General features: G+C 46.1%; 16 protein-coding genes and 1 pseudogene. 12 read left to right on the forward strand and 5 right to left on the reverse strand.

All coding sequences use genetic code 11. The features are described from left to right. The first annotated feature begins 50 nt into the window (after positions 1 to 50). From CFI03_RS26480 to CFI03_RS26490, 3 genes are all read left to right on the forward strand, one after another. The gene (locus tag CFI03_RS26480) at positions 51 to 1,349 is read left to right on the forward strand and encodes an aspartate aminotransferase type Ic (protein ID WP_248761220.1); all 1,299 of its coding nucleotides are present in this window, start codon (positions 51 to 53) and stop codon (positions 1,347 to 1,349) included. Positions 1,350 to 1,444: 95 nt separating this feature from the next. Further along, positions 1,445 to 3,292, forward strand: a complete 1,848-nt coding sequence (locus CFI03_RS31380; RefSeq protein ID WP_248761222.1) for an ABC transporter ATP-binding protein — start codon at positions 1,445 to 1,447, stop codon at positions 3,290 to 3,292. Beyond that, entirely contained in the window at positions 3,267 to 5,096 is a 1,830-nt protein-coding gene (locus CFI03_RS26490) for an ABC transporter ATP-binding protein (RefSeq protein WP_248761224.1), read from the forward strand. The genes CFI03_RS31380 and CFI03_RS26490 overlap by 26 nt, the downstream gene beginning before the upstream one ends. Positions 5,097 to 5,206: 110 nt before the next feature. Here the strand turns inward: CFI03_RS26490 and CFI03_RS26495 are convergent, their stop codons facing one another. From CFI03_RS26495 to CFI03_RS26505, 3 genes are read right to left on the reverse strand one after another with little or no spacing between them, the layout of a single operon-like run. Continuing rightward, on the reverse strand, positions 5,207 to 6,289 hold the full coding sequence (locus tag CFI03_RS26495; protein WP_248761240.1) for a GerAB/ArcD/ProY family transporter: 1,083 nt from the start codon (positions 6,287 to 6,289) through the stop codon (positions 5,207 to 5,209). Continuing rightward, positions 6,289 to 7,347, reverse strand: coding sequence for a Ger(x)C family spore germination protein (locus tag CFI03_RS26500; protein ID WP_248761242.1), 1,059 nt, complete (start codon positions 7,345 to 7,347; stop codon positions 6,289 to 6,291). Before CFI03_RS26500 ends, CFI03_RS26495 begins: the two co-directional genes overlap by 1 nt. A 27-nt stretch (positions 7,348 to 7,374) precedes the next feature. Continuing rightward, positions 7,375 to 8,847, reverse strand: a complete 1,473-nt coding sequence (locus tag CFI03_RS26505) for a spore germination protein (protein ID WP_283094702.1) — start codon at positions 8,845 to 8,847, stop codon at positions 7,375 to 7,377. Positions 8,848 to 9,062: 215 nt separating this feature from the next. Between CFI03_RS26505 and CFI03_RS26510 the strand changes: the two genes are divergently transcribed. Together CFI03_RS26510 and CFI03_RS26515 are read left to right on the forward strand one after the other, a co-directional pair. After that, positions 9,063 to 9,821 (forward strand): SDR family oxidoreductase, encoded by a 759-nt coding sequence (locus CFI03_RS26510; RefSeq protein WP_248761244.1) that lies wholly within the window; start codon positions 9,063 to 9,065, stop codon positions 9,819 to 9,821. A 158-nt stretch (positions 9,822 to 9,979) separates the two neighbouring features. Beyond that, positions 9,980 to 11,113 (forward strand): copper amine oxidase N-terminal domain-containing protein, encoded by a 1,134-nt coding sequence (locus CFI03_RS26515; RefSeq protein ID WP_248761246.1) that lies wholly within the window; start codon positions 9,980 to 9,982, stop codon positions 11,111 to 11,113. A gap of 316 nt (positions 11,114 to 11,429) precedes the next feature. Here the strand turns inward: CFI03_RS26515 and CFI03_RS26520 are convergent. Continuing rightward, positions 11,430 to 11,631: pseudogene (locus tag CFI03_RS26520) on the reverse strand (IS3 family transposase); the annotation flags it as partial. 34 nt (positions 11,632 to 11,665) lie between these two features. Then, the gene (locus CFI03_RS26525) at positions 11,666 to 11,818 is read right to left on the reverse strand and encodes a hypothetical protein (RefSeq protein ID WP_248761248.1); all 153 of its coding nucleotides are present in this window, start codon (positions 11,816 to 11,818) and stop codon (positions 11,666 to 11,668) included. A gap of 298 nt (positions 11,819 to 12,116) precedes the next feature. Here CFI03_RS26525 and CFI03_RS26530 point away from each other — a divergent pair, with 298 nt between their 5' ends. From CFI03_RS26530 to CFI03_RS26560, 7 genes are read left to right on the forward strand one after another with little or no spacing between them, the layout of a single operon-like run. Further along, on the forward strand, positions 12,117 to 13,223 hold the full coding sequence (locus tag CFI03_RS26530; protein WP_248761255.1) for an ABC transporter ATP-binding protein: 1,107 nt from the start codon (positions 12,117 to 12,119) through the stop codon (positions 13,221 to 13,223). 30 nt (positions 13,224 to 13,253) lie between these two features. Then, positions 13,254 to 16,232 carry an extracellular solute-binding protein gene (locus CFI03_RS26535; protein WP_248761257.1) on the forward strand — a complete coding sequence of 993 codons (2,979 nt, stop codon included), beginning with the start codon at positions 13,254 to 13,256 and terminating at the stop codon, positions 16,230 to 16,232. Next, a complete protein-coding gene (locus tag CFI03_RS26540; RefSeq protein ID WP_248761266.1) occupies positions 16,219 to 17,196 on the forward strand; it encodes a carbohydrate ABC transporter permease in 978 nt (325 codons plus the stop codon). The genes CFI03_RS26535 and CFI03_RS26540 overlap by 14 nt, the downstream gene beginning before the upstream one ends. A gap of 56 nt (positions 17,197 to 17,252) precedes the next feature. After that, a complete protein-coding gene (locus CFI03_RS26545) occupies positions 17,253 to 18,098 on the forward strand; it encodes a carbohydrate ABC transporter permease (RefSeq protein ID WP_349292499.1) in 846 nt (281 codons plus the stop codon). Between the two features lie 19 nt (positions 18,099 to 18,117). Continuing rightward, a complete protein-coding gene (locus tag CFI03_RS26550) occupies positions 18,118 to 20,271 on the forward strand; it encodes a YIP1 family protein (protein ID WP_248761269.1) in 2,154 nt (717 codons plus the stop codon). After that, positions 20,268 to 22,511 (forward strand): DUF5696 domain-containing protein, encoded by a 2,244-nt coding sequence (locus CFI03_RS26555; protein WP_248761271.1) that lies wholly within the window; start codon positions 20,268 to 20,270, stop codon positions 22,509 to 22,511. Before CFI03_RS26550 ends, CFI03_RS26555 begins: the two co-directional genes overlap by 4 nt. Then, entirely contained in the window at positions 22,508 to 23,368 is an 861-nt protein-coding gene (locus tag CFI03_RS26560) for a carbohydrate ABC transporter permease (RefSeq protein WP_248761273.1), read from the forward strand. The genes CFI03_RS26555 and CFI03_RS26560 overlap by 4 nt, the downstream gene beginning before the upstream one ends. Positions 23,369 to 23,378 lie beyond the last annotated feature (10 nt).

Genomic DNA, 23,378 nt, shown 5'->3' on the forward strand with positions numbered 1-23,378 from the left:
TTAATAAATATGGTATAATTTTCAAAACGCATGTGTGGGAGAGTGGGGAAATGAATCTTGGAACCGATTTTTCGAAATTAGGTACAGATGAATTAAAGGATCTCTATCATGAGTTACAGGGAAAATACAACGAGTACAAGAATCAGAATCTGAAATTGGATATGTCCAGAGGGAAGCCTTGTCCTGAACAGCTTGAGCTTTCCATGGAAATGCTTGATATATTGAAATCTGATGATCAAATAAAAGCTATGGATGGTACGGACTGCCGCAATTATGGGGGAGTTGATGGAATACACGAAGCGAAGGAATTATTTGCTCAAATGCTTGAGGTGAGTACCAAAGAAATCATTATCGGTGGGAATTCCAGCCTGAATATGATGTACGATGCTCTATCCAGAGCGATGCTATTCGGAGTCAGCGAAGGCGAAATGCCATGGGGGAAACTCCCGAAAGTTAAATTTCTTTGCCCGAGTCCCGGTTACGACAGGCATTTCGCAATCTGCGAACTCTTAAATATTGAGATGATAACCATAGATATGAAACAGGATGGCCCGGATATGGATACCATTGAAAGGCTTGTAAGTGACGACGATTCCATTAAAGGTATTTGGTGCGCTCCCAAGTATAGTAATCCTGATGGAATCACTTACTCCGCTAAGATAGTTGATAGGCTCGCCTGCATGAAGACAAAAGCTAGGGATTTTCGCATATTTTGGGATGATGCATATACAGTTCACCATTTAACCGATAAACCCGATCAGTTAAAAAATATCCTCGCTGCTTGCAAAACTGCAGGATATCCGAACCGCGTTTATATGTTTAGCTCTACTTCCAAAATTACGTTTCCTGGCTCAGGCGTTGCGATGATAGCATCCAGCGAAGAAAATGTGAATGCAATAAAAAAACAACTTGGAATCCAAACCATTGGTCCGGATAAGATAAACCAACTTCAGCACGTTCGTTTCTTGCGAAGTCTGGATAATTTGAATGTTCATATGAAAAAGCAGGCTGCTATTATTAAACCTAAATTTGATTTGGTTTTACATCAGCTTGAGGTGGATTTAGGCGGGAAAAATATTGCCGAATGGAATAAGCCCAATGGCGGCTATTTCATTAGTCTTAACACGTTGGACGGTTGTGCAAAAGAAGTTGTAAATATGGCAGCCCAAATCGGGGTCACATTAACGAACGCAGGTGCTACATATCCTTATGGAAAAGATCCGAGAGATCGGAATATTCGAATAGCGCCAACTTTCCCTTCAATTCAGGAACTCGAGTTAGCGATTAAAGTGTTATGCGTATGCGTTCAATTAATAAGCATAAAAAAGATTTTGGCTGGCGGTATTTGATGACCTTCTACTGCTTGAAATAGGTTGATATCCATGCGTGTGCAATGCTGATTTCAAAAGTACTCTTCAAACAATTCTTTTTAGGAGGTTTTAGAGTGTCAACAGAGAAAAAAGCTGCGTACTCCGCGTGGTCAAACATCAGGTACTCTATGCAGCTGCATTGGCGGGCGAGGCCGCTTACGCTCACTTGCTGTGCGGTCTCGGCGCTTGTTGGCGTCGGCGTGCCTTTTGTTAGCATCTACATGCCTAAAATTGTCATCGACAATATCACTGCGGGAGTTACGCCAAGCGAGTTTATACTGTCGGTAGGCCTCATGGCGCTTCTCCTGGCCGCGCTTAACAGCGCTAAAAGCTATGCCGATCTCATCACCCATGAATCCGTAGGTACCATCAGCATATTGAAGCATCTCCAAACCGTCATGCATAAGCATCTAAATATGGACTACGAGGTGCTGGAAAGCCCCGGATACGCCAAACGCGGCGAGAAGGCGTGGCGGGCCATGCAGAGCAATCACTCTCCCGCCTCCAACATACCGAGAAACCTATCGCAGTTTCTAATGAACGTATTGGGTTTTCTTGTATACGGAACGGTTATCGTCTCGGTACATCCCCTAATTATTCTCTTGCTGGCCATTTCTGCCGGAATCAATTGGCTTGCGCTCTCCCGTGCCCGTAAGGTTGAGAGGGACACGCGGGAAGAACGGTCAAAGCTTCAAGGCAAACTCTGGTATCTTCAGAAGGTATCGAAGGAGCCGTCCGGCGGCAAAGACGTACGTCTCTATGATCTTGGCAGCTTAATCCGCGGTATTTTTCAGAACGTACTCGGTTCCTCAACCGAAAAGGAGCAAAAGGTAGCGACTGGCGATATGAAGGCTCAGTTATCGGATGCGGCACTTAGTCTCATTCGTGACGGTGCTTCGTACGCGTTTCTAATTTATTTGCTGTTGAACGGCGAAATGAAATTGGGCAGCTTTGTCCTCGTATTCGCCGCCATTGGAGCGTTTGCGGGGTGGTTGTCGGGTATATTGACCAGCGCAAGCGAGCTAATTCGTGCCTTAAGCGAGCTGTCGGACATACGAGATTATCTGGATGTTCCTGATCTTTCGAATACCGGCCCCGGCCATGCGCTGCCTTCCTGCGATCTTCTTCCTCCTACGATTACATTAAAAAACGTCGGATACACCTATCCGGATGCAAAAGAGCCAACCCTTTCAAGTATCGATTTCGAGATCAAGCCTGGGGAGCGCATCGCCATTGTCGGGGCGAACGGAGCGGGCAAGACGACGCTTATTAAGTTATTATGCGGACTTTACCAGCCGACATGCGGGGAGATTACGCTCGGCGGCGTCGATATCACGCGTTATAACAGAGACGAATATTTTTCGCTTTTTTCAACGGTATTTCAGGATATTCATCTCTTCTGCTGTGATATTGCCGGCAATATCTCGCAGCAGTCCCCGGAAGAGACGGACTACGGGAAGGTAGAGGAATGTCTCGTCATGTCCGGGCTTATGGATAAGGTTAGAGGGCTTGAGAAAGGGGAATCCACGCTTCTAGTACGCCGGGTGCATGCTGACGCTATCGAACTCTCGGGCGGCGAGAAGCAGAAGCTTGCGCTTGCGCGCGCGCTGTACAAAGACGCGCCGGTTATCATCTTGGATGAACCTACCGCAGCGCTTGACCCGATCGCGGAAAGCGAGATTTACCAGCGATACGCCGAACTGACTGCAGGGCGAACATCGATTTACATCTCTCATAGGCTGGCAAGCACGCGCTTCTGTGACAGGATTCTATTAATCGACGGCGGCGGCATCGCCGAGTGCGGCACGCACGATGAGCTCATGAGATATGGCGGGAAATATGCCGAGATGTTTAACGTGCAGTCTCATTATTATAAGGATGGGGAGGTGACCGATCATGAAGGAGCGTTCCATCTGGCGTAACCTGGTCCGAGGATACGGCATCGTAAATCGCTTAACGCCAACCTACATTCCGCTTACCGTCGCCTCCTCCTTTATTAAAGCGGTCCAGCCCTTAATGGGGCTCTTCCTCTCCGCCCAGATCATCAACGAGCTGGCCGGCGAGCACGACACCGGGCTCATTACGCTGTATGCCGTACTCGCAGTAGGACTTGCTTTTGCCGGTTCGGCTATCCATGCCGCGGTTAACCGCCGGATCACGACCTTAAACAGCACGTTGTGGGCGCGTTTCTACTTCTTCCTGGGTAACCGGTACATGCAGCTGAACTACGATCAAGTGGAAGATACGATGAATAATGAGAGGTTAGCGGAAATTGAAGCGAAGTCGAACGGAAACGGGCTTGGCCTTCTGCGCCTGCATTACAGTCTGCCGGAACTATTGCAGCCTCTTTTTGAACTGATTTTATCTATCATATTGGTTATCGGGATGTTCACGTCGGCTTCTTCCTACGAGCAGACGTTTATAACCTCACCGTATGCTACCGTTTTGCTGATTCTCCTCATCCTATCCATGATTCCCTTCACTTATTTAATCAAAAAGAGGGAGGAGAGAATTCAGAAGAAGGTGTTCGAGGATAACCCGAAGGCAAATACCTATGTGGATTTCTTCAACGAATACATGCAGGCAAAGAATGCCGCCAAGGACATTCGACTCTATAAACAGGCGCCGGCGATAGAGGATCATTACAATAAATCGGTTGGAGCGGAGTACTGGTACCGCATTTTTAACCTGGTCGGAAAAAACAACGCATTGGCAGCGGCTATGAATGCCGTACTAGGCGGCTGCGTCTATCTCTTTATCGGCCTGAGGGCGCTATATGGCATGTATCCTTTAGGCAGCGTGGTGCAGTACATCGGCGCAGTGACCGGCGTTGTAGGCGCGCTCGCCAAGCTGGTCTCCGTTGTGGGCAATTTTATAACAAACAACCCTTATCTGAGCCTTGTGTTCGAGTATCTTGACCTGCCGGACAACATGCAAAATAGCGCCAGCAGCAGACAAATCCCGCAAGAAGGACTAGAATTTGAGTTTCGTAACGTCTCATTCAAATATCCTGGTTCCGACCATTACGCCATTAAGAACCTTAGCATGAAATTCAATATCGGCGAGCGGCTTGCCGTCGTGGGGTTGAATGGCAGCGGCAAGACGACGATGATTAAGCTGCTATGCCGGCTTTACGAGCCTACGGAGGGCGTTGTCACGTTAAACGGCATCGACATCAGAGAGTACGACTATTCGGCATATATGGGCGTATTCAGCGTTGTGTTTCAAGATTTTAAACTGTATTCGTTCTCCCTTGGCCATAACGTTGCCGCATCCGAGAGTTATGACGCGGCATTGGCGGAGGAGTCGCTTATTATGGCGGGGCTGAGCGAAAAGGTAAGGAACATGCCGGAAGGGCTTCATACTTACCTTCATAAGGATTTCTCTGACGACGGCGTGGAGATTTCAGGAGGGGAAGCGCAGAAGGTGGCACTTGCAAGGGCGCTTTACAAGAACGCGCCTTTCGTGATATTAGACGAACCTACGGCGGCACTGGACCCGATCGCGGAGTTCGAGATCTATTCCCGATTTAATGAATTAATCGGCGGTAAAACGGCGATCTTCGTCTCGCACCGGCTCTCGTCCTGCCGATTCTGTCATGATATCGCCGTGTTTCACGAGGGCCGGCTTATTCAACGCGGTTCCCATGACAAGCTTCTAACCGACCGGGACGGGAAATACGCGGAGCTGTGGAATGCGCAGGCTCAGTATTACGTTGGGGCATAAAAGGTTTGGCGCAACAGCCGCTATGGCTGGTGCTGTCACGCGATCCGAGGGTACCTAACTTTGCTTATTGCAAGGTTGGGTATTTTAATTTTAAACGGATGTTATTTTCGCTAACCCTTTAAACGATTTGCAAACAAAGTGATGATGAACAGCAGCGGAATATAAGCAAAATGGAAATAGATCGCGCATTCATTAATGAATGCGCCGAATGCGCTAATTTGTGCTCGTTCATTTAAGATTAGCGCAGCAATCAAAAGCGCTGCCAACACAAACGGTAAAGATAGCCCGGGTTTAACCGAACAAACTCTTTTCATAATTCTTGTGCAGCACCAAATGGGAATACAAACCGTCGGAATAATAATCAACTGCCACAAAAATATAAAAACGTATTCGAATCGTGCAATGAAAGAAAACTCAATGATTTGCGTCATGGACATGGTTGGCCATAATGTATGCCTTAATAGACCTTGACTGAAAAACATCAAGGTTACAATAATAATTGCAGCATATTTGAGAGTAGAAAACATTAAGGCGAAATGGGCCCATTTTGCATTCTTTTGAGCAGATTTTAAGAAGGGCAAGTAGATAAGCAGAGGTTCAAGCCCGAAGAAGAAGATGCACGATGACTTTGAGCTTTTTATTACATCGAGTAAAGAATGATTTAGAACAGGCAGCAATAATCCGGCATCACCTTGCCGGGCAGGCAAATACAACCAGAAAAGCAAGGGAATCAGCGCTAAATAAAAAAAACTGAACCCGGCAACAATCCGAAACCCGCCGGAAACGACATAGTAGATTACGCAGATAAATAAACCTGCAATCACCCATGTGCGGAGCGAAGGAAATACCCATACCTGAATGATTTCCATGTAAGAACGGAGAAAGAATAGAGCCATTAAGAAGTAGTATCCAACAACGATTAAAGAAAGAGCATTGCCAATGAATTTGCCGAATACCGATTGATGGACGTCAATAACATCTTTGGCTGGATTACCGAGCATTTTATAGATCATCCAGAGGATGAGATGAAGGCTCACACCCATCAGAATGATCGATATCCAAGCATCCTGGCCGGCATTCATAAGCACAAGGCTCTGGAAATTAAATATCGTCGCGGCAGCTTGGGTAACAGCAATTAAGAAAAATACAAAGTATCCGGAAATCGCGTAATTTTCTTTTATCCGATGTTGCATTATTGCCCAACCCCTGCGTGTAATATATGTACGTCCGTCTTGACTTCAAAAAGGAGATGCGGGTAGATTTTCTCGTAATACTCTTTCTCTTTGAATGCTTGATGCTGCCTCCTGTATTTCTCGCCAAAACCGATCGGATCGACCCTGTTTTGCTTAAGACGGATCAACAACGCCGTAATCTCCGATGATAACTTCTCTTCAATTTGCTTCTTCATTTCATTTAAATCGCCTTGGCTTTGTATGTTCATTTGTTTCGGAGTTTCTCTAAGTTGAATAGATAAGGCAAGGGATATCGCTGCTTGTCTGCCATATTCCTTAACGTTAATTTTGGTCTTGCCGTGCAAAATAATAAAAGAGTACATGGAGTGGGCGCCGGCAATGAAATCGTATTCGCCCGCCAGCTTTTTATCTTTGAGTAGTTTAAGATACAAACCTTCATTGGCATTCAGCCTCAGCTTTAAGTCGTCTCCCCTAAAGACGGATACGCCATCCATTTGAAACAAGCCTTTATTTACACGGATAACCGGCAAGTAAATGTCTTGGCCTTCTCCGTAATATTGATTGATGAAAGTATGATAATTCGTATTTGGCGTATTTCCGTGAACCATGTTTTGATCGATCAGCTCGGACAAGAAGAAAGGCGGTTTTTTGGAAGCCTCGGCAATAATCGTGTAAGTGCTTTGGTCCGTTAACACAATGGAAGCTTTGGTGCTTTTCGTGAATTGCCGGTTGATGATATCGGCAATTTCGGCAATGTATTTTCTCGCGAAATTTTCGTTTAGGACTAACGTACGCATCTGTCCCATTTCAACGGGTTGAGAAGATTTGCTGGTCAGGGCCGTGTAGACCCCATAGATCACATTAGACTCCGTAGTTACAAGGGATTGCCCTCCCGAAGCTTTGATATATTCGGGATACGAAGCGTTTAGTTTAAATTTCTCTTCTTCCAGATCCACCCCCATGTATTGGAGAATATTGATTTGGTCGACGACCCGTTCTTGGGCGCAGCCGGACAGCAAGATGCAACAGCAGAGGAGAACTACCGCATGCCTTTTCATGATTTCAATTTCCCCCGCCTTTTCTAATCATTCGTTATTGTAGTCGTCGCCGATATCCTTGTTTTTTTTCACGTTGAATCTTTTCGTTGACAGCGGACGAGTCGTGAAAAATCGATTATTCAAATGGGTAAAAGAAGAGCGGATAAAGCTATCGCTGAAGCTATTGCTTCGGAAAGGGAAAATCGGCACTATATACGGTGCGCCAAGCGATTTTAAACGCAATAAATGTCCTAGAATAAGCATCAATCCAATCATGATGCCAAATCCGCCCCATAACGATGCTAGAACAATCAATGGAAAACGCAAAAATCGAATCGTATTCGAGATTTTAAAGATTGGCGTGGTAAAAGAAGCCAATGCCGAAAGCGACACGATGATGAGCAAGATATTACTGGTTAAACCGGCAGCCACCGCAGCCTGTCCAAGGATAATACCTCCTACTATACCCAAGGTTTGACTGACCTTAGAAGGCAGTCTTGACCCGGCCTCGCGAAGCAGCTCGATCGTTATTTCCAAAAAAAGCACTTCCAATACAGGCGGGAAAGGCACGTTGGATCTCGATTCGATAATCGGTCCTAAAAGCTCCCGGGGAATGACGATGTAATGAAAGGTAAGAATAGCTACGTAAAAGGAAGAAGCAAGAATCGAAAACGCAACGCCGAAATAACGAATAAGACGAAAACACGATCCCAGAATCCAAGGCAAGTAGTAATCTTCGGGAGAAACGAAAAAGCTGAAAAGGCTTGTGGGCCCCGTGAGCACAAAAGGGGAACCGTCGCAAAGAATGGCTACCTCTCCGTTTAACATCGAGTACATGATTCTGTCCAGACGTTCACTGGACAGAAATAACGGAAACGGAGAATTCGAATTGTCCGTGATAAGTTGTTCCAGAAGAGAGCTTTCGAACACGATGTCGAAATCAAGATCCGAAAGCCTTTGCCTGGCTGTGTTTACGTACTCGGGATTCGTAATGCCATCTAAATAAGCAATGACGATTCTCGTCTCGGACATTTTACCGATGGATAGTTCTTCAAAGGTGAGTTTTTCGGTAACGAGCCCTCTTCGAAGCAAGGTCAAATTGATCTCCAGACTCTCGACAAAACCAACCTTCGGACCAATGACGCTAAATTCATTTTCAGTATCATTGTGATCGCGATGCCCTGTTTTTTGATCTGATATATCAACGATTAGACCTTCGTGTAAATGGGGATCCAATTGAAGAAAGATGGAACCGCGTACCACGCTTTTTAATACCTCGTCCAAATCATTCGAAATCTTCATCCCTTCAAGAGGAATTAGGGCTTGAAGATCTTGCACACGGTCCAGTTCGTTTCTCGAAAGCTGAATGAATGAAAGTACGTCATGGTGAAGTTTTTCTTGATTGATGAGCGTACCGAAATAAGTCATATAGATGCGATTATTATTTATGATTAGGCTTGTTTGCAGCAAATCAACCGACTTCGTGCTTTCTTTCAAATCATGAAGTAAATTGGGAATCATAATTTTCACCGCCTGTCTTATAACAAGAAATATGCTCCTAGTATGATTGATGTCGGTTGAGTTTATACCCTTTAATTCCCATGCATAACAAAGGATCAACATAGGGAAAAATTCGAAACATGCCTAAATTTTCATGTCACAGATAACTACCGCCAATTGTCTAATCTAACGTAAGGTCGTTAAAGATAAAAGCAGTAAATAACAGGAGGATTAACATGAAGATTGTTGTGATTGGCGGCAGTGGATTGATTGGGAAAAAAGTTGTAAGCAACCTTCGTAATCGCGGTCATGAGGTTGTTCCGGCATCACCATCCTTGGGTGTCAATACCATCACGGGTGAAGGACTCGCTAACGCGCTTAGCGGCGCGCAAGTTGTTGTTGACGTATCCAATGCGCCGTCGTGGGAGGATCAGGCGGTTATGGAGTTCTTTGAAAAGTCGACTCGGAATCTCCTCGCTGCCGAAGCGAATGCCGGCGTAAGCCATCATGTAGCGTTGTCTGTCGTTGGAACCGAGCGCCTGCTCCAAAGCGGATATTTCCGTGCTAAAAAAGCGCAAGAAGAGCTAATCGAGAATGCCGAAATCCCGTATACGATAGTCCGCGCTACGCAGTTTTTCGAATTTGTCGGCGGCATTGCCGATGTGGCTACAAAGGCGGATACCGTGCGTTTGCCTTCCGCCCTGATGCAGCCTATTTCCTCGGATGACGTTGCAACCGCGGTAGCTGATTTTACGCTTGAGGCGCCGGCTAACGGCATTGTTGACGTTGCAGGTCCGGATCAGATTCCGATGGATGAATTCATTCGGCAATACTTTAGCGTAACTCAGGATAAACGTCAGGTGATTACGGACGCTAATGCGCTTTATTACGGTTCGGTTGAGGTGAATGATCAATCTCTCGTTCCGAATGGCGATAGACCCGTGACCATTACGAAGAAGCATTTCCGGGATTATCTCAGCAGCTTAAAAAATTAGGATTGCATTCCTAAGCGTCATCCAAAGTGCTTAACCTTACTGCTATTAGGGTTAGGCACTTTTTTTGTTCCAATAATTGCCGAATTGTAAAGGCTGTAACCTTTAATTTCATCGTTGCGTCTAGAAAGTACATCTGAGCAGAAAGGAAGAATATGAATATGCGTAAAAAAAATCTCATGCTGTCCAGTCTTCTTGTCGCAACCGCGATTTCGGCAGGCAGCGCTTCACTAGCACACGGAGCAGAAAGCCAATCTGCAACTGCCGCGGCTTCTGCGGTTACTTTCAAAATCAACGATGTTCTTTATAGCAATAACACGGGCAAGCATAGCTTGCTCGCAGCGCCTTATGTTCGTAACGGAAGCACGATGGTTCCCGTTAGAGCCGCTGCCGAATCTCTCGGCGCATCGATAAGCTGGAATAACAAGGACCGAATGATTACCTTGTCGGGGAAAGCCTTCGGAACGATTAAATTCACCTTGAACTCTTCCTATGCGGTAAATGCGAAGGGAGAGAAAATCAAGCTGCCCGAGCAGGTTCGCCAGGCCAAGGGAACTGTATTTGTTCCGGCCCGGTCGTTGGCGGCTCTTTTGGGGGCTCGCCTGCAATGGGAGCCTGCAGCCCATACGGTTACTCTCACCAGTCAGGCGAATACTCCTGCCAGTCTGGACTCCAATTATTCGTTTACGAAGGATACGGAAGGATGGAAGGGCGGCTTTGCCGATATGCCGACCAACTATAACAAAGAGATTTACGAGCTCGACTTTGCGCGCAGCTTGATTCCGGTGCCGAACAATACTTCTAATTACGGCTTGAAGCTTTCCGGGCATAATCGCAGCGATGATTTGTTTATGTATCTTTCCAAAGGTATTGAAGGCTTCAAACCCAATACCTCTTACAACGTTAATTTGAAATTTGCGATGTACACCGAAGCGGGAGGAGGATCGATTGGTATAGGCGGCTCGCCTGCGGAGTCTATCTTCTTAAAGGCTGGTATCCTGTCCAATGAACCGTTGTCCGTGCCAACCTCCTCTTCGGGTGAAGAATATTACAGAATGAACGTGGACATCGGCAGCCAAGGAACCGGCGGCAAGGATGTCAAGGTCATCGGCAATGCGGCTAAACCGGATGTGGACAAGGAAGGGTATCAGCGTGTTGCGTTTGACTACAACGCCAAGGTGACGGCTAACGCCAAAGGCCAGATCTTTATTCTTATTGGCTCCGATTCAGGCTTTGAAGGGCTGACTACTCTTTACTTTGACGATATCAAGGTAAGCGCTAAGGTCGCAGACTGAGGGGAATAAGGCGCAAGAAGCAACAAAAAGCCTGCGGCAATCAGCCGCAGGCAACAATAGAGAATATATAAAGGGGGGTCATGTCCCTTATTATAGGAGCCGATGATGAAAGGAACCTGAGCGAAATATTACAGGAAGATTACAAATGATCCTGGGGTTCTCGACAATCTAGCTAGCCTGATGTGGGAAAATAAAATTCTTTAATTGAAAATAAAGTTCTTTAATCATCATTATTGTGTCATTATTGTGGATCAAATAAAGTTCTTTATTAAAGTTTGAACTGTAATCCCATTTTTGGACACGTAATAAAAAGATATTAGGCTGTGAGAAGATGGCTCCTGTATTCATCAGGAAGTCATTTTTTTTAGTCCCCATTGGTATCGCTCCGTATTGTACATAAGGATGTATTCGTTGACTCTTTGTCGTAGCTCTTGAATGGATTGACAATCTTTCTACTCCAGTTCATCCTTCATATGACCAAAGAAGGATTCCATTGGGGCATTATCCCAACAGTTTCCTTCGCTTCGCCTGCCTTCGAGAGCATCGAGCTTTTTATATTTGCAGGGGCGTATGACCGTCTATGTATAGCTTAACAGCTTGTACTTTAAACTCAGGATTGTATGTTATTGCTTTTTCAGATAATTGAACAACATTAGGATTAGACTCTAACATTTTCATTTGCGTTGTGAAAAGACGTTTTGACATGATGTAGTTCCCTCATTCACTGTAGTATTTTTCATTAAAACACAAAAACCCGAAAGATGGACACTTTTTAAAGTGTCCATCTTTCGGGTTACAGTTCAGCTGGTGGGATCAAGAAGGTGGGTGATTTTTTTGTTATGCCATGCTGAACAACAACTAGACAAAATGACAATTGAGCTCTACATATCTACATTTACCCTCAAAATGACTTCGTATAAAATGAAAATACAATCCCGACCTTTTTAGTAAGAATAAAAAAAGGGCGGAAACAGTGGGAATGACAAGAAAGAGGGTATAACTGATGTCCCGCATATCTTTCAAGCATGTATTCAAATATTATGGCAAACATCAGGTCGTAACGGATTTCAATCTTGAAATTGAATCAAGCGAGTTTGTTGTATTTGTTGGTCCTTCAGGCTGCGGCAAATCGACGACGCTTCGGATGATTGCAGGTTTAGAAGATATTAGCCAAGGCGAGATACATATAGGTGATCGGCTTATCAATCATTTATCGCCTAAGGACCGTGATATCGCAATGGTTTTCCAAAATTATGCTCTTTATCCTAATATGTCCGTTTACGAGAATATCGCCTTTGGTCTCAGGCTGCGGAAGACCCCAAAGCATGAAATCGATTTAGGTGTGAAGAAGATCTCCAGAGTTCTGGGAATTGAATCCTATCTAGGCCGCAAACCCAAGCAATTGTCCGGGGGGCAACGCCAAAGGGTAGCGCTTGGGCGAGCCATCGTACGTGAACCACAAGTGTTCCTGATGGATGAGCCACTCTCTAATTTGGATGCCCAATTACGTGTACATATGCGCAGTGAAATTGTAAAGCTGCAGAAGCAGCTCGGGGTAACGATGGTCTACGTAACGCATGACCAGACAGAAGCGATGACGATGGGAAGCCGAATTGTTGTTATGAAGGATGGACTGATTCAGCAAGTCGCAACACCAGAAGAGATCTATAATAAACCGGCTAACAAGTTTGTCGCGGGATTTATCGGTTCACCCCCGATGAATTTTATAGAGGGCAGGGTGGTTGAGGAGAATGGGAGGCTTCAGTTTCGGACGAAACGGTTTATGCTTGAGCTGTCTCGTGAACAAGAAGATACGATGCGTTCGAACAATCGGGTGAATAAGGTTATAGAGCTTGGTGTCCGTCCGGAAAATATAAGTATAGAGCAGCCCAATCCAGATAGCTTTCCCTCATCGAGCGTTACCGGTACCTTGTTGCACAGTGAATTAATGGGGGCCGACCGATACTTGCACCTCAATATAGGAAGCAAGAATAATCTTATCGTCCGGGTTAATCCCTTTCATCGTTATGAAGAGGACACTCCAATTCAAGTAACCATTAACATGAGCAAAGCGTTATTTTTCGACGTGGATTCAGGTGTTTGCTACTAGACTAACCGGCCTGCAGGAGGAATACCGTTTATGAGAAACAAGCGAGCAGTGATTGCTTGTATCCTTATTTTGGCTGTCGCTAGCCTAATCTTTACAAGATTCAAAGGTGAGTCCGTCCCCACATCCGTACATACCGATCAGGATGCTCAGCAACTGTCTAACATTCCGTCAGCTCCAGCAGCAAATGATCCAGGCCCTTTTTATTTGAACGTGTATAAGGACTGGGAGGCGAAGGGGCTGAAGCCTGCTACGGAAACGGTCTTGCTTCCGGGAGCAAACTTATCAGGCAAGTCCGATAAGAATTTGTCCATTTCTGGAAACTATGAAGGCGAATCCGGGGTGCTTATTTGGAAAAGCGGGCAGGACAATTGGATTGAATATGAGGTGACTATACCTTCGGATGGCCTATATGAGCTGAATGTTTCCTATCATTCCTATTCGAATTCTACTACATCTTCCACAACTGCCAGCCGTCGTCCTACCGTGTTGTCTTTGCAAATTGATGGAGTGATCCCATTTCGGGAGGCACGTTCTCTAACCTTATGGCGCAAATTTCAAGATGAAATGCCCATGAAAACCAATGAATATGGTGACGACATTCGTCCACGTTCGAATGAGAAGAATGAATGGCTGAATGAGACATTAACCGATTCTTCGGGGAGCTATGATGAACCCTTCCAATGGCATTTCACGAAAGGCATACATACGCTGCGATTCTCGGGAGCCGATCCGATCGTCATTGGAGAGTTGAAGCTTCAGCCGCCGACATCTATCCCTGATTATGCTAGTGTCGCTTCTCATTATCCGCAAACGAAGGAAATAAGCTCCTCGGCAACTCAGATTGTTCAGGCCGAAGCTTCCGTGTGGAAAAACGATCCTGCCATTCAGCTTAGTGTTGATCAAGATCCGTTGACGATACCGAAAGCAAACGGATACCAAACGCTCAACACGCTTGGCGGCATTCGGTGGCAAAACGGCGGTCAGACGGCGGCGTGGACATTCCAAGTACCAGAAAGCGGACTTTATCGGATTGCCATGCGTTCCTATCAAGGGTTCAATTCTAACTTATCGGTATTCCGAACGATTGCTATTGATGGCAAAGTTCCGTTCCGCGAACTATTAAGCTACCGTTTTCCCTACTTCTCCAAATGGAAAGGCACGGTGCTTACCAGCTCATCTGGCGAGAATTACGAATTTTACTTGGAAAAAGGCACTCATACGCTTTCCTTAACAGCAAGTATAGCTCCGTATCAATCGGTGATTGCGCTTAGCGAGCAAGCGGCCAATACGATTCGCAAAGCGGATCAGGAGATTCGCGCGATGACTGGTGGACTGGTGGATAAAAATCGGTCATGGAATATCGTTGATGAATTTCCAGAATTGCCGCAAACGCTTGGGCTAGCGAGGACGCAGCTGCTGCAAATGTCGGACGCCATGCAGGCTGCCAACCATGGATCAGATAACACAACGCAAATGCTCCAGACGACAGCACAGGAACTAAACAGTTATTTGAAAAATCCGAATACCATTCCATACCATATGGACGAATTAACGGACATTATTGAGCAGATAGGCGGAATGAGAGAGACACTTGTCAAATCGCCGCTTCAACTGGACCAATTCTATATCGTACCGGCTGGCAAGAAGCTTCCTTCTATGGAGGCGAATTGGGGGCAGAAAGTTACCGGTACGTTCAACAACTTTGTATATAGCTTCACTCGTCATCGGGACACCAATGAGGTGGATGAAGACACGTTGAATGTATGGGTGAACAGGGGAAGAGATTACGTTGATCTTCTTCAAGAGCTTGCCAATCATTCATTCACTCCGGAAACGGGAATCAAAGTTAAAGTAAATCTGTTGCAAAATGAGAACCTGCTTGTCCTATCCAATGCTGCAGGCCTTTCTCCAGACGTTGCGCTAGGGCAGCCACAGGATAAACCGTCTGATTTTGCAATGAGAAATGCGCTGCTTGATCTTCATGCTTTCCCTGATTTCCAGCAAGAGGCGGATCAATTTGCACCGGGAGCGCTGCTCCCTTACGCGTACAACGGCGGATATTACGCGTTGCCGGAAACCCAGTCTTTTAAAGTGCTTTTTTACCGTAAAGATATTTTGCAGCAGCTTGGACTTAAGGTGCCGGACACATGGGATGACGTTTATGATTTGATGCCAACCTTACTTCAGAACAGTTATAACTTTTATATGCCTCCGGGTGATTTTCTAACGTTTTTTTATCAAAATGGGTCGGAATTGTTTACGAAAGACGGGATGAAATCAGCGCTGGATACGCCGGAAGGCTTCAAGGGCTTCAAGCAATGGACCGATTTGTTTTCAATATACGGTATAGAGAAATCGGTACCTAGCTTCTTTCAGCATTTCCGGAAAGGAGATATGCCGATCGGTATAGCGGATTACAACATGTACGTTCAGATGCTGGTTGCTGCTCCTGAGCTTACAGGATGGTGGGGAATCGCGCCGATTCCTGGAACGAAACAAGCGGATGGATCAGTTGTTCGATGGACAGGTGGCGGTCAGACGTCGAGTTTTATCTATAAAAACAGTAAACATCCGCAAGAAGCTTGGACGTTTTTGAAATGGTTAATGTCAGCGGACGTTCAGGAGCTGTACGGATCAGAGCTAGAGTCCTTCAACGGTACAGCATTTCGCTGGAATACGGCCAACGTCGAAGCGTTCAGCCGGCTGCCATGGAAGAAAGAAGATCTGAAAGTGATTTTGGATCAATGGAGATGGATGAAGGAAGCGCCGAATCTTCCAGGCTCCTATATGGTACAGAGAGAGTTGACCAACGCATGGAATCGTACCGTTATTGAAGGAATGAACGATAGGGAGTCACTAGAAGAAGCGATAACGAATATTAATCGAGAAATCATGCGGAAAGAGCAGGAGTTCGGATTCGTTGATAGTAAAGGAGCGGTGCAGCATACGTTGCCTGTGCCTTTCATCACAGCGCCATGGGAAGGAGTGAACCGGTATGTCCCGCAATGATGCACAATTGACAGCAAGCTGGCCACAGTCAAAGAAGGCGACGCCCTTCCCGCTTCTGACAAGAGCAATAACGAAGATATGGAAACATCGTTTGTCGTATTTGTTTCTAGCTCCGTTTGCCTTATGTTTTACAGCGTTTATTTTTGTGCCTGTTGTACTCGCGATCCTGCTTAGTTTTACGTATTTCAATGCGATAGAACGCCCGCGGTTTATCGGCTGGCATAACTTTCAGTATTTGTTCTCGCAGGATCTTGTGTTCTTGAAATATGCGCTGCCTAATACAATCAAGTTCGCGATTATCGTTGGTCCTAGCGGCTATATTGCGGCTTTCCTGCTTGCCTGGCTGATCGTTCAGCTCCCGGCATTTGCCCGGAAATGGTATGCTCTTGCCATCTACACCCCGTCATTAACGGCGGGAATATCCATGAGCGTCATCTGGCTGCCATTATTAAGCGGAGATCGGATCGGGTATTTGAACAATTTTTTGCTAAAGCTTGGATTCATCAGCGAGCCTATTCTTTGGGTGAGCGACCAGAAGTATTTGATGAACTCAATGATGGCCGTCACAATCTGGTCGAGTATGGGAGTTGGATTTCTGGCGATGCTCGCTGGCTTGCTTGGCGTAAACCAGGAGCTGTATGAAGCAGGCAAATTGGACGGCATCCGCAGCAGACTGCAGGAGATATGGTATATCACCATTCCTTCCATGAAGCCGCAGATGTTATTTGGTGCGGTCATGGCGATCGTTGGTACGTTCAAAGCAGGACATATCGGCGTCGAATTATCCGGCCAGAACCCGACTCCGCAATATGCGGGAACGCTGCTCATTAACCATATTGACGACTATGGCTCCATTCGGTTTGAGATGGGCTATGCATCGGCTGTTTCCGTATTTTTGCTTCTATTAATGTATGTTTGTAATCGTTTAGGGTTCAAGCTGTTTGGCAACAAGGGGGATGAATGATGGCAGGGATATCCATCGAGAAGAAGCGATTACATTCATACGGGAGGAGCAGCGGAATGAATCGCACGGACGGTTTTCAGTGGATGTTGTATCTCATTCTGACTCTATTCTCACTCTTCATGCTGCTTCCGATCGTGTATATTTTCAACCATTCCTTGAAGCCTTACAGCGAGCTGTTTGCCTACCCTCCTGCGATTTTTGTACAACATCCAACGTTCCAGAATTTCAGGGAGCTATTCCTTATTTCTAATTCTTCACTTGTACCGGTGTCACGTTATGTATTCAACAGCATCTTTGTTGCGGTAGTCGTCGTAATGGGGATGATCATGGTCAGTTCGTTATGCGCTTATCCGTTATCCAAACATAAATTCCCGGGGCATCGATTATTTTTTGCCATCATTTTGCTGTCACTTATGTTCGCACCGGAGACGGTTGTTATCCCGCGTTATCTAGTCGTTGTAAGGCTGCATTTGATGAATACGTATTGGGGGCATATCTTGCCTCATCTTGCGGCACCGGTGAGTGTTTTCTTAATGAAACAGTTTTTCGATCAGGTGCCAAATGAGTTGCTTGAAGCGGGGAAAATAGATGGGGCAAGCGAATGGACATTATTTTCGCGTGTCTTAATGCCATTATGCATGCCTGCGGTGGCGACGATTGCCATTCTATCCTTTCAGAACAGCTGGGCAAATGTAGAGAGCTCCTCCTTTTTCATGCAAGAGGAATCGATGAGGACCTTTCCGTTTTTTCTATCCACATTAACAAATGGTCTTGCGAACAATATTGCCCGTCAAGGAGCTGCTGCGGCAGCAACGCTTATCTTATTTTTGCCTAACTTCATCATCTTCTTGTTGTTTCAGCGGAAAGTCATTGCAACGATGGCTCACTCCGGAATTAAGTAAACGAAAGGAGGCACTCAGCATGGCTAGCATGAAAAAACAACGATTATATCTCTCCTTAATGCTCGTCATGGTGATGCTGGCGTTATCTCCTCACGAAGCATCGGCGGAAGTTCCGTATATGACGAACTCCAAAGACAGCAACGGAGATTTGATATGGACACAACCGGCCTATAAACCCGTCCGTATTGTAGGCTCGGGATTAACGGTGCCGGATAAAGATAAGCCGGGGAATAAAGTAGCCTCTCCAATGCTGAATCCGAAAGATCTATTTATCGACGAACATGATGTGATGTATGTAGCGGATACGGGCAATAACCGAATCGCCGAATTTGATCCGGAAGGCAAGCTGCAGCGTTTCATTACGGTACCGGATAGTCCGTTAAACAAGCCGGAAGGAATATTCGTCACGGCACAAGGCGATATCTACGTAGCGGATACGGGTAACAAACGTGTCGTAAGGTTAACGAGCGAAGGAAAGCTGTTGCAAGAGTATAAGAAGCCGGATTCTCCTATCATACCAAGTACTTACATTTACGATCCGGTTAAATTGGCGGTCGACAAGAGGGGATATCTCTATATCGTAACACTAGGTGGTTATCAAGGTTTGCTGGAGCTGGCTCCGGACGGTAAGGTTCAAAGCTTTTTTGGCTCTAATCAAACCCGGCTTGGCGTTCTCGATAAAGTGAAGAGGCTGCTCTATACGAAACAGATGTACGACAACGAGGTCAGCAAGCTGCCTGTCTCGATCAGCAGCGTAACGATGGACGCGAACGGACTCCTGTATACGACTTCGAGCGGCGATATTTCGAGAAATCAAGTCAAAAAACTGAATTTCCGCGGTGACAATTTGCTAAAGGGTGGTTCGGCAGGAAAAAGCGGAAACAAAGTGTTTGGCGAGGTAAGTCATTTCGAGCGGAATGAGTCAGGAGGAAAAGGCTTCATAAAGCCTCAGCTTGCCGATCTAACCGTCGATCGGTTCGGCAATATTACGGTCATCGATAAGCAGTACAAGGTACTAAGCCAATATGATGCCAATGGGGATCTCCTCTACTTCTGGGGCGGACTCTCGGCGGATTCTGCCACTCAGCTTGGGCTGATGAAAAGCCCGATTGCAATTGCTTCGAGTTCGAACGGCGATCTCTTTGTTCTGGACGATCAGGAAGGAATTATTCAACAATTCCGTCTTACGGAATTTGGTGCTCTAGTGAATAAAGCAAACGCCATGACCTTGCAAGGACGTTATGCAGAAAGCGAAAGCGCGTGGCAAGAGGTTCTGCGAATCAATGTCTTTTTTGCTCCAGCTTTGCGAGGGCTCGGGAAAGCGGCTTACCAGCAAGGGAATTATGAACAGGCTAAAACCTATTTCTACGAAGGCGGCAGCAAAAAGGGTTACTCCAACGCTTTCTGGCAAATCCGATATGCCTGGTTTCAAGCCCATTTCTCCACACTTGCGACTTCGGCGCTGATCGCGGCGACTGCATGGATTTTGATCAACCGTTTAACCCTTTACACCAGGTGGGGGAAGGCATGGCGAAGCCGGCCCAAATCTACTCACTCTGTTCGTGTTCAACTAAGACATATCTTTACGATTATCCGTCATCCTATCGATGGTTTTACTGCCATTCGGCATGAGCGAAAAGGAAGTTATCTCAGTGCCTTCTTCTTATTGTCGTTAGCATTTGGCGCTGTCATGATTTTTGGACTTTATTCCAGTTATTTGTTTAATCCTGTGAATCCACAGCGCCTTAATCTTATATTACTATTCACAGAATTTGCGTCCATATGGTTGGGCTGGGTATTATGCCACTATTTCGTTAGTTCGATTTTGCAAGGGGAGGGAAGATTCAAGGACGTATTTATTGCTTCCAGTTACGTATTGCTGCCCTTGGCCATTGTTGGCATTCCGCTTGCGATTCTCTCCAATGGCATGACGTTATCGGAGAAACCGATTTATTCATTTCTCTTTAACGGCATGGTGATCTGGATCGTATTACTTGTCATCTGGAATATCCAGTCCATTCAAAATTACACGTTCGGCGAGACAATGGTCAATATCGGAGCAACAGCGGCGGCTTTTCTGCTGGCTGCTTTACTAATCTTCATCTTATACGGTCTAAGCGGTGATCTCGTATCGTTCTTGAATGAAATCTATGAGGAGGTGAGGTTCCGATGAAGCGGCTGCTGCAACATATGCCACTCCGAATATGGCTGCAACTGCTTCTGGTGGTTGGCCTTGCTGCCTTTATCGTTACTCACCTTCAAGTTCAAACACTCGACCGGGAGGAACCAACTGTCCAAGCGGAAGCTAAGCCCCGCGCAGTTAAAGCTGGGAAGGGTCAAGAAGAGCTTCCGATTGAAGCAAACTTCCAAACGGTCAGCGAAAACGAACATTATCGTCTCAAGCTGGATCCGGAAACGGCTCATTTCCTAGTAGAGGACAAAAGGGACGGCCGAATCTGGCGATCTTATCCTGATCCAACTCAATGGGCGGATGAGACAACAATGGGAAGTTGGAGGACGAATCTGCGATCACCTGTCATGTTCCAATATATTGATCTGAATGCGAGCAAAGCTCAGCCAAAGGATTCGAATTTTCTCGACGAGGATAGCAAGATCTCAAATCTTCATAAGATTGACGGAGGGTTTCGGCTTACCTTCACAATGCCATCGAAGCAAATCGCGATTCCGATCGAAGTTAAGCTGGAGAACGATTCCGTTACGACTCGTATTATCGATTCTGAATTACAGGAAGGCAGTCTTAGCTTGCTGTGGATTCGATTATACCCGTTTTTCGGAGCGGAGAGATCCGTTGGCCAAGACGGCTATTTGTTTATTCCGGATGGCTCAGGTGCACTGATCAACTTCGATCCTTACCGCACCAGCGGCACTCAAATTTATCGAGAACCGGTATACGGAGCAGATCCTGCCTATACCGTGAACAGCTCTTATGATTCTCGCCAACGTGTAGCAACGCCAGTCTACGGGATCAAGAACAACCAAACCTCCTTTCTAGCGGTGCTAGAGGGCGGCTCCGAATATAGCGAAGTGCTGGCTTCGCCTGCCGGGGCGTTAAGCAGCTACAACTGGGCCACCTCCCAAGCGGATTACCGGAGCTCCTATCAGCAGGTAACGAACCGCGACAAAGGAAAGTTTTATATCACTTATGACAAGGACAATCGGTTCCACGGTGATCGTATTACGAGATACTTGCTGCTTGAAAGCACGAAAGCGGATTACGTTGGTATGGCCGAACGCTACCGTCAATATTTAATGGAAACCGAGCATCTTGAGCCTATAAAAACTGCCGCGGATAAAGTTCCGATGAATATCGTCCTCGTGGGGGGCGATAAAGCGCCGGGGCTGCTGTGGGATCGTTATATCAAAGGTACAACGACCAATCAGGCTATGGAGATAACGAAGCAATTGTATCAGCTAGGCATCGAACATATGCAAGTATTGTACCGGGGCTGGCAAAAGGGCGGAATCGGGGCAAGTGGAGGGTTGGCCAAGGTCGATCAACGCCTAGGCGGCGATAAAGGAATGAAGCAATTCATTAATTATGCTCACTCGATTCATGTGCCGGTCTACTTGACTGCTGACTATTCGCAGAACACAACCGGGGCTGGCGGATTTACTTCACGAAGACAAGGAGTAAGGGACTACGGAGGGACTACGATTGGGGACCTTGCAAGCCTGAAGTTTGTGAACGATACAATCATCGACAAGGATATAAAGTACTACCAGAGTTTAGGAATAGACGGAGTTGAACTGGATGGAATCGGCCAGTTTCTATCCAGTGACTATAACTCCAAATACGGCTCTACCCGAGCGGAGAATCTCATCATGCAGCAGGATATGATCAAGAAGCTAAAAGACTCCGTCGGGAAAGTCATTGGATACGAAAGTAATCTCTATGCCCTCCCTTGGCTGGATGGGATAGCTAGATTAAACGAGGATTATTCCTATGATTTGTTCTCGAATGCGGCAATTCCATTCCTGCAGATCGCGCTGCATGGACTAGTACCTTATACTTCCGTGGCATCGAATGACAGGGATCAATTTCATTTGGAGTTTTTACATGATCTTGAATATGGAGCCAACCCTTCCTATACCTTTACCTATACCGCTTCCGAGGAATGGAAAGATGCCGAGCATCTTCATCTATTTAGTCCAGCGTATCGAGTCTGGGGGCAAACGGCCGCGCAGGAGTATAAGGAATGGAATGAGGCACTTGGCGATGTACAGGATCAATTCATAGTCGGCCACCGAATCTTGAGCGATCAAGTGAGGGAAACCACCTATTCAGGAGGCAAACGTATTGTCGTTAACTACGGAACGATTGCCTATACCCACGGGGATGTGACTGTTCCGCCTGGCGGGTATGCCATTGTCAAAGGAGGTACGAATGAATGAAGAGATTTCACTATTCAACGTACCGCAAGCTTGGAGGTACTTTGTTTATCGCTCCTTGGATAATCGGCTTCGTTCTATTCATGGCGCTTCCGTTACTCTATTCGTTCTATATGAGTTTCCATCAGGTCAAGATTACGGCGACGGGGATTCATACGACGTATAAAGGTCTTTACTATTACAACTTTATTTTATTCGAAAATGCCGGTCTGCTCTATGATCAACTGATCCCTTTTCTTCGCGAAGCTTTGTTTATGCTGCCGGTAATCGTTGTATTCTCATTACTTGTGGCAATTATGCTCAATCAGAAGTTTTGGGGAAGGACGTTTTTCCGTGCCGTCTTTTTCCTTCCCGTCATCTTTACGACCGGGCAAGTGGTGACGGAATTAATTGGGCAGGGACAAGGGAATATCGACTTTCTAACCAGCTATCATCTATCCGATTTGGCGAATACCTATTTGCCGGCATCATGGGCGGGACCGATTACGAATATCCTGGATTCCTTCGTCCTTATTTTGTGGTATTCCGGGGTGCAGATTCTGATCTTTCTTGCAGGCCGTCAGACGATTTCTCCTTCGGTCTATGAAGCGGCTCGCATTGACGGAGCTAACCCATGGGATACCTTTTGGAAGATTACCCTTCCAGCGATGATTCCGTTTGTTTTGCTCAACTTTATTTATACAACGGTCGATTTGTTTACTTTTCCGTCTAACCCGATTCTGACGCAGGTCAATATCAAAGACTACGGGAAATCGAGCGCGCTTGCTTGGATTTATTTTGCAATTATCTTCTTATTCCTTGGCCTTATTTTCTGGTTATTTAACCGTTTGTCCCGTCAATCGCGGGTATCCGATGTGTAAGGAAAGGAGG

Source organism: Paenibacillus sp. ATY16, from assembly GCF_003399985.2.
Taxonomy (GTDB): domain Bacteria; phylum Bacillota; class Bacilli; order Paenibacillales; family Paenibacillaceae; genus Pristimantibacillus; species Pristimantibacillus glycanilyticus.